The organism is Kluyvera sp. (assembly GCF_965301105.1).
In genome coordinates this window covers 17287-30831 of the sequence record NZ_CBDKZX010000050.1, presented here as the reverse complement: position 1 = coordinate 30831, position 13545 = coordinate 17287, and the positions used below count along the sequence as shown (strand labels likewise).

Genomic DNA, 13545 nt, shown 5'->3' with positions numbered 1-13545 from the left:
GCCGATGGTAGTGTGGGGTCTCCCCATGCGAGAGTAGGGAACTGCCAGGCATCAATTAGTGAAGAAGCCCATCCTGACGGATGGGCTTTTTTGCGTCTGTGCGAAATAGAAAAAGCGATCAGATCGCGCTATTCGTCTTCATCAGCATATAACTGCCTGAGTGCATTGATATTGACGATTAAAATTTTGCCGTACTTCGCGTCTATCCATCCCAATTTCTCCCACGCAACCAACCGTTTATTGATGGTTTGGCGAGTTGTATTAATGATTGTCGCCAGATCGTCCTGCGTCAGATAGAGATTGATCAACACTCCCCGTTCATGCGGCTCGCCGTATCCCTCTGATAGGCTGACTAGCCGCTTTGCAAGGCGCGCAGACACCGATAACAACGTGCTGTCATGCAGCATGGTGAAGGCATTGCGTACCACTTTACACAACAGTAACGCCAGAAAACGATGAAGAATCGGGTAGTTTTGCAGAAGGAATTCAACGTCGCGGGGCTTTAGCGTCAGGAGTATCGTCTTACCGATCGCCCTCGCATCGTGGGTGCGGGTAGACTTATCGATCATACCAATTTCGCCGAACCAGTTGCCCGGCGAAAGATAGCGGAAAATACATTCTCTGCCATCGGCTGAGACGGAACTCACCTTCACGGAACCGGTGATGACCGCATACAAACCCAGCGATTCATCACCGCGGTAGTGAATGATTTCACCATTCTCGTATTGATACAGAGTGGCGCGGGACACCATCTGTTCAATGAGATAATCCGGTAGTGCGCGAAACCAACTGCTGCCAAGCAGAATAGTGTTGATCTCCTCCGGCGAAATGACGGGATCATGTGACGGTGCTACGGTCAATATCTTAACCATCGTTGTGACTGCCTGAGGTTGATTGTTGTCGTAGCACTGTATCATTTCCTGTTAATCAGAGTGGCGCAGATATTTTGCCTCGCTGGCCGGTACGTTGCGGTTGGCGGGCGGCGTGTTCATGGGCTTTTCAATGCCGAACCGACGGAGCGCCAGAATCATCAGGCTGCCCGCTGCCGTCACCATGGCCAGGAAATAGAGCCCCGCCTGTGCAGAGTGAAAGGTCTGTTCCGCCCAGACGCGCAGGTTTGGTGCCACAAATCCTCCCAGATTCCCCATCGAGTTAATCAACGCGATGCCCGAAGCGGCTGCCGCACCGCCAAGATAAGAAGAGGGGAAGGTCCAGTATAACGGCTGCATTGCCAGGTGCCCGGCAGCAGCGACGCACAGAGCGACAATGGCAATCAACGGGATACTGTCTGCGAGCCCGGAGATGGCAATCCCGACGGCGCCGGACATAAAGGTGATAGAGGCAACATAACGACGCTCCTGCAATCTTTCCGAAATACGCGGCACGTAGTACACCGCGATAGCCGCGCACAGCGGTGGAATAGCGGTAATGAAACCGACCAGTAAGCCCACTTTGGTGCCCATCAGCGTAGCGATTTGCGTCGGCAGGAAGAAGTAGATCCCATAACCGCATACCTGCACCGTAAACCAGATCAGGCATAAATAAAGCACACGGATGTCCAGCAGCGCTTGCCACACCCCTTTCGGACCGTGGGCGAGTTTGACCTGTTCCTCCTGATCCAGCGTTTTATTTAGCGCCGCTTTTTCCTGTTTTGTCAGCCAGCTAGCGTTATCAGGGCGGTCATCAAGATAGAAGAAGACCCAGATGCCAACGGCGGAGGCGAGCAGACCTTCCACGAGGAACATCAACTGCCAACCGTGCAAACCAAATGCCAGTACCGTGCCCTCAAGCGACAGCAGTGAACCGGAAAGCGGCCCGCCGATGATGAAGGCCAGCGGTGCGCCAAACAGAAAGTAGCCGGTGACGCGCGCGCGGATATGCTGCGGGAACCAGAAGGTCAGATAAAGAATAACCCCGGGAAAGAAACCTGCTTCGCTGACGCCAAGCAGGAAGCGTAAGAAGATAAAAACCGACTCCGTGTGGGCAAACATCATCGACGCGGACACGAGGCCCCAGGTCACCATAATACGCGCAAGCCAGACGCGAGCGCCGATACGATAAAGCAATATATTGCTGGGGACTTCAAACAGCGCATAGCCGATAAAGAAGATCCCGGCGCCGAAAGCGTAAGCCGCATCACTGAGGCCGGTATCCAGCTGAAACTCTTGTTTGGCAAAGCCAATGTTGGAACGATCCAGATAGGCCAGAATAAACATCAACGTCACCATCGGGATGATCCGACGAATGGATTTACGGATTGCCAGTGATAAATCCTGATCGGTAGGGGCGGGCATAAATCACCTCTTTGTATTTGTCATTATTGTTGTGGCCCGAGCCGTGCCCGGGCGATACAGGTTGGTTTATCTTACGCTAAAGCGCTCAAGCGCCTCCTGGCGAAGGGTAGTGCCGGCGCCAGGCGCGGTGGGCAGAGAATAGTACCCCTCGTTGACTTCCACCGGATCGACGAAGCAGTCCAGCGTCCAGGGGATAAATTCCAGCAATGAGCAGGAAGGGTGCGCCATGACCAGGTGCAGCTGCGCCTGCATCATGTCACCGTGATGGGGCGTGACCGGCAGATTGAAAGCCTGACCCAGATCGGCAATTTCCCAAACCGCCGTCAGCCCCCCACAACGCGTTGCATCCGGCTGCAGGTAATCCACGGCACCCGCCAGCACAAATTCTTTAAATGAATCAAATTGATAGAGAAGCTCACCCAGCGCAATCGGTGTGTGGATATGTTCAGCCAGCGTACGGTGGCTCGCGACGTCATCGTGCCACATCGGCTCTTCAAACCAGGTGATATCGAAATCCGCCAGCCGTGAGCCGTATTGTTTGGCGGTACTGATGTCCCATTTGGCGTTCGCGTCGACCATCAGATTCACGTCATCGCCGATCGCCTTTCTGACGGCCTCAATACGTTTGAGATCCTCACGCGGGTCCGGCTTGCCGATTTTCATTTTGATGGCATTAAACCCTTCTTCAAAAATCATTTTCTTGCAGTCATCAACCAGCTCCGCCGTATCGCGGACCAGCCAGCCGCAGTCGGTGTTATAGGCGAGAACGCGGGTGTTTTTCGAGCCGCCAAAGACTTTCCATAGCGGCTGCTCGACCATTTTGGCTTTAAGATCCCACAGCGCGATATCAATGGCAGAGAGCGCCATTTGCATCAAACCGCCGCGACCAACCCAGATATTGGTCGAACTGCGCGACATCTTACGGTGCAGATAGCGGACTTCGCTGGCATCTTCGCCGATCAGCATGGGGCCGAAAACGTCCTGAATGATCGTGGTGATAAGGCGGTCGGTGGTGATATCGGCATGGGTGCCGGTATAGCCATAGCCAACAAGACCGGTATCCGTTTCGATCATCACTCCCGGCATTCCCCAATGGGTAATGCTATGGGTTGAGTCGCCGATAATATTTTTCGTGACCGGCACGTGCATAATAAACGTGGTGAGTTTGGTGATTTTCATTGCTGCTTCCTGTGTCTGTATGTCCTGACGGATGGCCGCAATGTAACAACGGCCCTCCGGCAAGGCTGTCAAACGGTTGACACATCCTCGGAAGCGGAAGGGATTAACTGCGTTTTTTGAAGTGGATCGCGAATTTGGCCGCTGCCCGCCGGGGTGACGGACAGCGTGATATCAGGCCATCTCTCCAATCGTCTTACGAAAACGAACCAGCGCGATAGTAAAAAAGACGCCGCCAATCGCCAGCAACGTTAAGAACTGCGGCCAGACGATGGCAAAATCTGCCCCGCGATAGAGAATGGCCTGTGCCAGGCTGACGAAATGCGTGGTCGGCATGGTTTGCATAATATCCTGCACCAGCTGCGGCATGCTCTCGCGCGGCGTGGACCCACCGGAAAGCATCTGTAGCGGCAGCAGCACCAGAATCATCAACAGCCCCAGCTGCGGCATTGAACGGGCAATCGTCCCCATAAAAATACCGATCGACGTCGTGGCAAACAGGCTCAACGCCACCCCCAGCATAAACAGCGGGATCGACCCTTCAATTGGCACCTGCAGCACGCCCTGCACCATCAATATCAGCGACAGCCCCGACACCACCAGAACAACCAGCCCCATCGACCAGATTTTGGCAAGCATTATCTCAAACGGCGTCACCGGCATCACCAGCAGGTGCTCCACCGTTCCATGCTCGCGCTCGCGAATCAGCGCTGAACCGGTCAGGACAATCGCCAGCATGGTGATATTGTTGATAATTGCCATCACCGCGCCAAATCGTTCCTGTTCAAGGTTGGGGTTAAAGCGCATCCTCACCGCCAACTCCACCGGCAGCACGCTATTTTCGCGGTAGCGGGACACAAAGCTGTTCACCTCGGCGGTCACGATATTCTGGATATAGCCATTGCCGGTAAAGGCCTGACTCATGCGTGTGGCGTCAACGTTTACCTGCAAATCAGGCTGCCTTCCTGCCAGCACATCTCGTTGAAAATTAGGCGGAATGTTAATGGCGAAGGTATAGCGCCCGGCATCCAGCCCGGCGTCCATTTCATCGGCGGTGATAAGCTCCGGCTCCAGAAACCACGGACGATAGAAACTATTGATAATCCGTGAGGAAAGCTGCGATTTATCCATGTCGGCAATGGCGATTGGCGCCAGGTGCAATGAGCCCGGCATCACCGTCGCGGAGGAGTAAACCGAGACGGTAAAGGCAAAGACGATCAGCGCCAGCATGGCTTTATCGCCCAGCAGGCTGCGCAGCTCTTTCACACCGAGGTTATAAATATTGCGTAATCCGCGCATTACCCCTCCTGTTTTTTCAGCAGCCATACGGAAAGCCCCAATACCAGCGGTACGGCAATCAGTAAGGGAATAAACGATCCCCACAGGTCACCCAGACCCAGCGCCTTCGAGAAGGTGCCGCGGGCGATAGTCAGGAAATGGCTGGTTGGATAAATCTGGCCAATCCAGCGTCCAGGCCCTTCGAGCGAGGCTACCGGGTCGATCATGCCGGAAAACTGCGTGGCGGGGATCAGCGTAATGATCGCCGTACCAAAGATCGCCGCAATCTGGCTCTTCATAAAGGTGGAGATCAGCAGCCCCAGCCCGGTGGCGATCGTCACGTATAGCAGCGCCGCCAGCGTGAGCGTCAGGAAGCTGCCCTTGTGCGGTACGCCGAAGACAAACACCGACAGCGCGCACAGCAGCAGAAAGTTGAACATCCCCAGCACGATGTACGGCACCTGCTTGCCGAGCAAAAACTCGCTGCGGGTGGTTGGCGTGACGTACAGGTTGATGATCGACCCCAGTTCTTTTTCCCGCACTACGCTCAGCGCGCTGAGCATCGCCGGGATCATCATCAGCAGCAGCGGGATCACCGCAGGGACGATCGCCGGCAGGCTTTTCACGTCCGGGTTATAGCGATAGCGTGTCTCGATAGAAATCAACGACGTATCCCGGCTGGCAGAAGGCTGACGCCCAGCCATCTCCTGTAACCACGCAAGGTGCATCGCCTGCACGTAGCCGCGCACCGTTTCCGCGCGGTTTGGCATCGCGCCGTCGACCCACACGCCAATCTGCACCGGCGTGCCGCGAGCAATATCGCGGCCAAAGTTAGGTGGGATCTCAATTGCCACCGCCAGCTCGCCGTCGCGCATGCGACGGTCGAGATCGTCGTAGCTATACAGCGGCGGCTGCTCGATAAAATAGCGCGATCCGGCAATGTTCTGCGTCCAGCCCTGACTGCTAACCGTTTGATCGCGATCGAGTACCGCAAAACGCAGATCCTCGACGTCCATACTGATCCCGTAGCCCATGATAAACATCAGGATCACCGTACCGAGCAGCGCCAGCGTTGAGCGCACCGGATCGCGCCGTAACTCCAGCGCCTCGCGGCGGCTGTAGCTGAACAGGCGCCGCAGGCTAAAGGCCTGGCGCGGCGGCTCGTTCTCACTCTTACGCGGCGTATCCACCATTTCCGCGACGGGAGCCGGGTCAGAAGCCTCCTGCAGATAAGCGATAAAAGCCGCTTCCAGCGTGGCCGCGCCGCGCTGTTCCACGAGCGCCTGCGGCGTATCGCTGGCCAGCACCTTGCCGGCATGCATCAGTGAAATACGGTCGCAGCGCTCGGCTTCGTTCATAAAGTGGGTGGAGATAAAAATGGTGACTTTATCCCGCCGCGCCAGGTCCACCATCAACTGCCAGAACATATCGCGCGCGACCGGATCGACGCCGGAGGTCGGTTCATCGAGGATCAGCATCTCCGGGCGATGAATCACCGCCACCGCCAGCGAAAGGCGCTGACGGATCCCCAGCGGCAGCGCTGCGGGCAGGGCATCTTCGACCTCGGTAAGCATAAAGCGCTGGCTCATTTCCGCCACACGGCCAGGGATCTGATCATCCGGTATATGGAACAGCTTTGCATGCAGCTCCAGGTTCTGACGTACGCTCAGCTCGCTATAGAGCGAAAAAGCCTGCGACATATAGCCGACGCGGCGGCGGGTGGCGATATCTTTCGGATCCACCGGCTGACCGAACAGCCAGGCCTCGCCCTCGCTGGCGGGCAGCAGCCCGGTCAGCATTTTCATAGTGGTGGATTTACCGCAGCCGTTAGATCCCAGAAAGCCAAAAATCTCGCCGCGGGCAATGCGGAAGTTAACGTGGTCAACCGCGACAAAATCGCCGAAGCGCATCGTCAGGCCGCGGGCTTCAATGGCAATCTCTTCTTCGCTCGCGTCGCGCGGTGGGATAATCACCTGCTGGTGCGCATTGCGCTGCGCTTCTGGCAGCAGCGCGATAAACGCTTGTTCCAGCGTCTGGCTGGCGGTTTGCGTACGCAGTTCCTCGGCGCTACCGGTGGCCAGCACTTCCCCGTCGTTCATCGCGACCAGCCAGTCGAAGCGCTCGGCTTCTTCCATATAGGCGGTAGCGACCAGTACGCTCATGTCAGGCTGGCGCTCGCGGATACTGTCGATAAGCGTCCAGAATTGCGCGCGGGAAAGGGGGTCGACGCCGGTGGTGGGTTCATCGAGGATCAAAAGCTGCGGATCGTGGATCAGCGCGCAGCACAGGCCCAGTTTCTGCTTCATACCGCCGGAGAGTTTCCCGGCCGAACGATCGCGGAACGGCGCCAGCCCGGTGCTGTGCAGCAGCTCATCAATACGCGCTTCGCGCTCGTGTTTATCGTGACCGAACAGACGGGCGAAGAAGTCGACGTTTTCGTACACCGACAGCGTGTGATAGAGGTTTTTACCCAATCCCTGCGGCATCCAGGCGATCTTCGGGCAGACATCGCGGCGATGTCGGGCGTCGCGCATATCGCCGCCAAGCACCATCACATTACCCTGTTCAATCACTCGCGCGCCGGCAATCAGCGACAGCAGGCTGGATTTGCCCACACCGTCCGGGCCAATCAGCCCCACCATGCAGCGAGACGGAATGGTCAACGTGATGTCGTTGAGCGCCACGGTCGTGCCGAAACGCTGTCCGACGTGCTCAAGCTGAGCGACCGGGGGATGTGTATCCTGTTTCATTGCGGCAGCCTCACCATCAGCATGGCAGGCCACTGCTGTTGGTTATCCAGTCGGACATAGGCCATGCCCGGCAGGCCGGTTTTCACATATTCCAGGTGTTCTGCCAGCAGCTCGGGCGGAATGCGCGCCTTAACGCGGAACATCAATTTAAGCCGCTCGTCGCTGGTTTCTACGGTTTTCGGTGTGAACTGGGCGACGCTGGCGACAAAGCTGATATGGGCGGGGATCACCAGATCCGGCGCGGCGTCGAGGATCAGACGCACCTCGCTGCCGAGTGCCAGCAGGCCAGCCTGCTCGGTTGGCAGGAAGAAGGTCATATAGACGTCGGCCAGGTCGACCATATTCAGCACCCGGCCACCGGCGGCCAGCACTTCGCCGGGTTCGGCGACGCGATACTGAATACGTCCGTCGCGCGGCGCTTTCAGCGTGCTATCGTCGATGTCGGCCATGATACGTCGCTCGGTGGCCTGAGCGGCTTCAACGCGGGTTTGCGCCTGGATAATGCTGGTACGTGCCGCTTCGATGGCCGCTTTAGCCGCAGAAACCTGGGCGCGGGCAGATTCCAGCGCAGCCCGACCGCTTTCGGCGGCGGCGCGGTCATCATCAAGTTGCTGAGCGGATACCGCGCCGCGCTGCGATAGCGTGCTGGAACGGGCGTGGCGTTTTGACGTTGAGTCAAGCTCAGCCTGGCGCTGTTTCACCACCGCTTCGCTGGCGCGCATTTCGCTTTGTCGCTGGTCGAGCAGGGCTTTTGCCGCGGCGACGGCGCTCTGCGCCTCTTTAATCTGCGCGGCGGCTTCGAGCCGCTGTTCATTCAGGACGCGGGTGTCCATCTTCGCCAGGATCTCGCCCTGGCGGACAAACTGCCCCTCTTTGACCAGAATCGCCTCGATACGTCCGGCGGTTTTGCTGGCGATATCCACTTCGGTGGCTTCAATTCTGCCGTTGCTGCTGGCGAAGCCTTCTGGTAGCCCCGGTGGACGCAGCATCCACCATGTCACGGCGGCAATGGCCACCGCTAAACCGACAAGATACCAGGCCCAATGCCGCTTGAATTTGTCCATACGCTACCCGCTCTGTTCCCTGTTGCTGAGTGGCGCGCGTTTCGTACTGAGAATGGGAAAGGATGCTGTGAAGTGTGCTACTCATGTGGTCATCATCAGCAATCCTGGCCGTAAATGAAACACGCATAAATATAGCTACTGTCAATGTCATACTAGCATCGGCATTGATTATGTCCATACCATTAACAGGGACTTGCTGATTGTGTAACACGATTAATCAAAACGGGCGAAGGGCATCCGCACAGCCTGATGCCCTTATGGCGCTCAGAACAAAAGGGGGAGCCCCAGCCCGCGCTTGACCGCGTGCAGCGTCTGCTGCGTCACTGCATGCGCCCGCTCACTGCCCTGGCGCAAGAGATCTGTAAGCATCGCTTTATCCTGAATGACGGTCGCGCGGCGTTCGCGAATGGGGGCCAGCAGCTCCTGCAAACAGGTTTCCAGTTCGTTCTTACACTGCCTGTCGCCCAGCCCGCCGCGCTGGTAGTGCGCCTTCATCTCCGCGACCAGCGTTTTGTCGGGATGGAAGGCATCAAGGTAGGTAAAGACGACGTTACCCTCAATTTTTCCCGGGTCGGCCACGCGCAGATGGTTGGGGTCAGTAAACATGGCGCTGACCGCCTGGTGAATCTCCGCCTCGCTGGCTGACAGCGTCAGCGTATTACCCAGCGATTTCGACATTTTAGCGCCGCCGTCAATTCCCGGCAGGCGGCTGACGTCGCTGAGCAGCGCTTTGCAGTGGCGTAGCACCGGCTCGGTCGTCAGGCTATTCATCTTGTGCACGATCTCGTTGGTTTGTTCGATCATCGGTAGCTGATCGTCGCCAACGGGCACCCGATCGGCGCCAAATGCGGTAATGTCGGCGGCCTGGCTGATGGGATAAACCATAAAGCCCACCGGCAGCGCGCGCGAGAAACCTTTCTGCGCAATCTCGTTTTTCACCGTCGGGTTACGCTCCACGCGGGCGACGGTAACAATATTCATATACAGCGCGGTCAGCTCAGCCAGCGCGGGCAGGGCGGATTGCAGGCAAATGGTGGTGCGCTGCGGGTCGATGCCGACGGCGAGATAGTCGGCCATGACTTCCAGTATGTTGTGGCTGATTTTCTGCGGATTGCTGCCGTTGTCGGTCAGCCCCTGCAGGTCGGCAATCAGAATAAACTGTTGGTGTTCATGCTGAAGCTGCACGCGTTGGCGCAGCGAGCCGGCATAGTGTCCAAGATGCAGCTGTCCGGTAGGACGGTCGCCGGTAAGAATGGTGTGTGTGGTGTTCATCAGTCGCTCCTTATAAGACATAAAGCCGAAAGACGAGACTGAAAAACAACAAAGCCGCCTTCCGGCGGCTTTGAAAAAGATAACGTAATCCGTGCCGCCTGTTATAAAGGCAGCCACCAACGATTTGAGCGGGTAACGGTCACGTTTGTATTCATCTGGACATCGTGCCATCAACCCGGCTTGGTTGTCTACCCCTTACATGATCAGTACGGCGAATTTTTACGAAATGATTAGCCAATTTTTTCCAGAAAATAATAACGTTACGTAACCGTATTGATATTTCTTCTTCAGGTTGATGTTTGATTATCTCCCTTATATTCATTACCTCTAATATTCAAAATAATTTGCGTTTGTCATGCGGGAATAGCGAATTGTGTAGCATTCTTTATTAGATCTAAACTACTGCTCCGTTGCAGTAACTAAGCCGTTACTTCGTTGTTGTATAACAAAATAAATACCATGTATTAACAGTGAAATACTCGTAATGGAGGAGGTTTAATCCTTTTTATTGAGTCATCCATTCGATATTTACGAAACAATACCAATACATTGCTTTACATGTTTTTATTTATTTTTAGAATGATCTCAGATGCCATAATTATTTAACTCAACATACCTACCTTCAGCATGAGAAAGACATTATTAGTGACCGCACTATTTTGTAGCCTGCTGACTGCGGGCATCACCACCATATTTGTTGTTCATGAGATGTATCCTGATACCACCTCTGTGTGTCGTATTGATTTTTCCCGTAAAGCGCTGCTGCGCGTCAAAGATGATTATCTACGCGGCCGCTTCCCCCACTGGTATCGTGAAAAGCGCACGCTGGGCACCCTGACGCCAGAACTCACCTTCGGCGAAGTTTCGATTGAAGAAGATGAGTATCGCGTGCCGTTCGTGGCGAAAGGGCCATCGGCCAGGCTCGCACGTATTGGCTTTGTTGATTGCGAAACCATGGACGTCGAATACATCGCCGGTCAGTAGGGTCATTTTACAATCCATGCTGTTTAGGCAGTTCGTTCCTTGATAGTTATCATGGTAAGTATTATCGTAATCGTACGACACGATCGGAGATTGCCATGACTGAAGATGAACTGTTTGCCCGTCGCCCGATGGGGATGCGTATGGCCATGGTCGTGCGCCAATGGCGTTCTATCATCGATCATGCGATTACCGACACCGGCTTGACCCAGTCCAGCTGGACGGTGCTGATGCAGCTGCATCAGCTGGGTGATAACGTCTCAGTCAGCGAGCTGGCGGAAATGCAGGGGATCGAACTGCCGCCGCTCATGCGTACGCTCACCCTGCTTGAACAGCAGGGCTACCTGCTGCGTACGGTATCGCCGTACGATAAACGAATTCGCCTGCTGACGCTGACCGACGAAGGTCGGGCGGTGCTCCAGACGCTAAACCAGGTGATTGAAGCCTTACAGGCGCGCGTGTCCACCGGCATTCCCGCCGCTGACATGGCGAAGTTTAGCGACACCCTGAATCAAATAGCCTGCAATCTGCGGAATATCCGCGAAGAAAATAATAAAACCGAATAACACCATGATGACGCCAGAACAGAAATTTGCCCGCTGGGTAAGGGTGAGTATTGCCTCTTTCCTGCTGATGTTTGCCTATTTTATCGTTGCCGATATCTGGATCCCGCTCACGCCGGACTCCACGGTGATGCGCGTGGTGACGCCGATTTCGTCCCGCGTTTCCGGCTACGTCTCGCAGGTATACGTGCACAACAACAGCACGGTGAAAAAGGGGGACCTGCTGTATGAGTTGGACCCAACGCCGTTCCAGAATAAGGTCGATGCCGCGACGCTGGCGCTGGCCCAGGCAAAGCTGAGCAATCAACAGCTGGACGCGCAGATTGCCGCCGCCGAGGCCAACCTCAAAACCGCCCAGCTTACCGCGCGTAACGATCGCGTGACCTACGATCGCTATCAAAGCCTGAGCCGGATGCAAAACGTCTCGCAGGCCGATCTCGATAAGGTGCGCACCACCTGGCAGACCAGCGAGCAGTCGGTGAGCGCGCTGCGCGCCTCGATTCACAATCTGCAAATTCAGCGCGGCGAGCGCGATGACCGTCGCAACGTCACGCTCCAGCAGTATCAGACAACATTGCGGGAAGCGCAGCTCAATCTCGAGTGGACGAAAATTCGCGCTGAAGCTGACGGCACCGTCAGTAATTTGCAGCTTAGCCCCGGCCTGTACGCCTCGGCGGGCAGCCCGGTGATGGCAGTGGTTAATCAGCAAACCGACATCGTCGCCGATTTCCGCGAAAAAAGCCTGCGCCACACGCGTCAGGGAACCGACGCGGCGGTGGTATTTGATGCTATGCCGGGTAAAGTCTTCGCCGCGCGAGTGACCAGCAGCGACGCCGGGATCCTTGCCGGTCAGGAAGAGGTGAACGGCGAGCTATCGCAGCCGGAGCAATCTACCCGCTGGGTGCGCGACGCGCAGCGTATGCGCATTCACGTGGCGCTGGACGAGCCGCTGGAGAAAACCTTGCCGACCGGCGCGCGCGCTACCGTTCAGCTGTATAACAGCGAAGGCGCGTTTGCCCGCTTCTTCTCCGGCCTGCAAATCCACCTGATATGCTGGTTGCACTATGTCTATTAACACCCTCGCGCAGGTCTTTACCCCTCACGGCAATATCGTCTACACGGCGAACGATTTCCGTCAGACCTTGCGCATCTCTTTTGCCGGTATGCTGGCGTTGAGTATTTCGAGCTTTTTCGATACCCAGTACGGCGTTTTCTACGTGGTTTACCCGCTGCTGCTCACCGCGCTGGTGCCGGTGTTTAATCGCCATGTGGCGAAACAGTTTATCTTTAGCGCCTCGCTAAACTGCCTGGAAATGGTGCTGATCATCGGCTATTTGAGCCAATGGCCGGTGATGATGACGGTAGTGGTCTTCGCGCTGTACGTCATGCGTTTTCGTTTTATGAGCAAAGGGCCGCTGTTCCTGTTTGGCTCGATGGGCGTGGTGTGCCAGAGCGTGATGCTCAACTTTATGAGCTACCCGACGGCCAACTGGCATACGCTGCTGTTTTCAAATATCGAAGCCAGCGTTCTGGCGGTGGCGCTCAGCGCGCTGATGCACTACCTGATTCCGGACGCTGAGCCGCGCAAGCCGCCGCCGCTGATTGAAAAAGACGCTGCCCGCGTGCGCCATGAATCGCTGCTCTCCGGCAGCGTAGCGACGATTATCTTTATCGTCTTTCAGATTAGCGATCTTAGCGACTCGCTGTCGGCGCTGATGGCGGGGATCCTGATCCTGTTCCCCATGCACTACCGCGGCGCGGTGATCAGCTCCATCTGGCGCGTCGCTGGCGTGGTGCTGGCCTGCTTGTACATCCTGGTGGTGCAACTGATCCTCTACGATCACAGCAGTCACATGCTGTTGATGATGCCGTTAATTGGCCTGGGGCTGGCCTTCAGCGCGCGGCTGCATGTGATGGAAAAAGTGGGGGCGGGCGTTGGCTTTGCCAGCATCACCACCATCGGCATTATGTTCGGCCAGAATCTGCAGCCGGACGGCGACCTGGTGTTCAGCGATCTCTACCGCGCCACCTCGGTCACGATTTCGCTGCTGGCCACGCTGACGATGGTGTTTATTCTGCACCGCCTGCTCAACTGCTTTGCGCCAACGCGCTTTATTGTGAAGTAGCGCACTTCAGGACGCTGATTGTTCTCTACCATCTGTGTTTA

11 protein-coding genes are annotated in these 13545 nt (G+C 56.2%); 4 read left to right on the top strand and 7 right to left on the bottom strand.

All coding sequences use genetic code 11. The annotated features are described in order from the left end of the window. Positions 1-128: 128 nt before the first annotated feature. The 7 genes from ACW14G_RS15855 to trpS all read right to left on the bottom strand — a co-directional run bounded on the left by ACW14G_RS15855 (position 129) and on the right by trpS (position 9834). Positions 129-872, bottom strand: coding sequence for a Crp/Fnr family transcriptional regulator (locus tag ACW14G_RS15855; RefSeq protein ID WP_163449110.1), 744 nt, complete (start codon positions 870-872; stop codon positions 129-131). Positions 873-923: 51 nt separating this feature from the next. Next, a complete protein-coding gene (locus tag ACW14G_RS15850) occupies positions 924-2294 on the bottom strand; it encodes an MFS transporter (protein ID WP_249022396.1) in 1371 nt (456 codons plus the stop codon). 66 nt (positions 2295-2360) lie between these two features. Next, complete coding sequence (locus ACW14G_RS15845) at positions 2361-3473, bottom strand: mandelate racemase/muconate lactonizing enzyme family protein (RefSeq protein WP_163449109.1); 1113 nt, start codon at positions 3471-3473, stop codon at positions 2361-2363. Between the two features lie 171 nt (positions 3474-3644). Beyond that, complete coding sequence (locus ACW14G_RS15840; protein ID WP_163449108.1) at positions 3645-4769, bottom strand: ABC transporter permease; 1125 nt, start codon at positions 4767-4769, stop codon at positions 3645-3647. Continuing rightward, positions 4769-7498 carry a ribosome-associated ATPase/putative transporter RbbA gene (gene rbbA, locus ACW14G_RS15835; protein WP_249022395.1) on the bottom strand — a complete coding sequence of 910 codons (2730 nt, stop codon included), beginning with the start codon at positions 7496-7498 and terminating at the stop codon, positions 4769-4771. The genes ACW14G_RS15840 and rbbA overlap by 1 nt, the downstream gene beginning before the upstream one ends. Continuing rightward, positions 7495-8562, bottom strand: coding sequence for an HlyD family secretion protein (locus ACW14G_RS15830; RefSeq protein WP_167576979.1), 1068 nt, complete (start codon positions 8560-8562; stop codon positions 7495-7497). The genes rbbA and ACW14G_RS15830 overlap by 4 nt, the downstream gene beginning before the upstream one ends. 264 nt (positions 8563-8826) lie before the next feature. Continuing rightward, complete coding sequence (gene trpS / locus ACW14G_RS15825; protein ID WP_249022394.1) at positions 8827-9834, bottom strand: tryptophan--tRNA ligase; 1008 nt, start codon at positions 9832-9834, stop codon at positions 8827-8829. A 645-nt stretch (positions 9835-10479) separates the two neighbouring features. On the opposite strand from trpS, the gene ACW14G_RS15820 reads away from it, so the two are divergent. From ACW14G_RS15820 to ACW14G_RS15805, 4 genes are all read left to right on the top strand, one after another. Continuing rightward, positions 10480-10818, top strand: a complete 339-nt coding sequence (locus ACW14G_RS15820; RefSeq protein WP_163448861.1) for a YebF family protein — start codon at positions 10480-10482, stop codon at positions 10816-10818. Positions 10819-10913: 95 nt separating this feature from the next. Further along, positions 10914-11381, top strand: coding sequence for a MarR family transcriptional regulator (locus tag ACW14G_RS15815; protein WP_163448860.1), 468 nt, complete (start codon positions 10914-10916; stop codon positions 11379-11381). A 4-nt stretch (positions 11382-11385) separates the two neighbouring features. Beyond that, complete coding sequence (locus ACW14G_RS15810) at positions 11386-12453, top strand: HlyD family secretion protein (protein WP_455648673.1); 1068 nt, start codon at positions 11386-11388, stop codon at positions 12451-12453. Next, positions 12443-13504 carry a DUF2955 domain-containing protein gene (locus ACW14G_RS15805; RefSeq protein WP_167576976.1) on the top strand — a complete coding sequence of 354 codons (1062 nt, stop codon included), beginning with the start codon at positions 12443-12445 and terminating at the stop codon, positions 13502-13504. The genes ACW14G_RS15810 and ACW14G_RS15805 overlap by 11 nt, the downstream gene beginning before the upstream one ends. The last annotated feature ends 41 nt before the right edge of the window (positions 13505-13545 follow it).

Bases quoted from the DNA above. Each gene is read 5' to 3' on its own strand.
- ACW14G_RS15840 (WP_163449108.1), bottom strand. From the start codon at position 4,769: ATGCGCGGATTACGCAATATTTATAACCTCGGTGTGAAAGAGCTGCGC.
- ACW14G_RS15845 (WP_163449109.1), bottom strand. From the start codon at position 3,473: ATGAAAATCACCAAACTCACCACGTTTATTATGCACGTGCCGGTCACG.
- ACW14G_RS15805 (WP_167576976.1), top strand. From the start codon at position 12,443: ATGTCTATTAACACCCTCGCGCAGGTCTTTACCCCTCACGGCAATATC.
- ACW14G_RS15815 (WP_163448860.1), top strand. From the start codon at position 10,914: ATGACTGAAGATGAACTGTTTGCCCGTCGCCCGATGGGGATGCGTATG.
- ACW14G_RS15810 (WP_455648673.1), top strand. From the start codon at position 11,386: ATGATGACGCCAGAACAGAAATTTGCCCGCTGGGTAAGGGTGAGTATT.
- rbbA (WP_249022395.1), bottom strand. From the start codon at position 7,498: ATGAAACAGGATACACATCCCCCGGTCGCTCAGCTTGAGCACGTCGGA.
- trpS (WP_249022394.1), bottom strand. From the start codon at position 9,834: ATGAACACCACACACACCATTCTTACCGGCGACCGTCCTACCGGACAG.
- ACW14G_RS15855 (WP_163449110.1), bottom strand. From the start codon at position 872: ATGGTTAAGATATTGACCGTAGCACCGTCACATGATCCCGTCATTTCG.
- ACW14G_RS15830 (WP_167576979.1), bottom strand. From the start codon at position 8,562: ATGGACAAATTCAAGCGGCATTGGGCCTGGTATCTTGTCGGTTTAGCG.
- ACW14G_RS15850 (WP_249022396.1), bottom strand. From the start codon at position 2,294: ATGCCCGCCCCTACCGATCAGGATTTATCACTGGCAATCCGTAAATCC.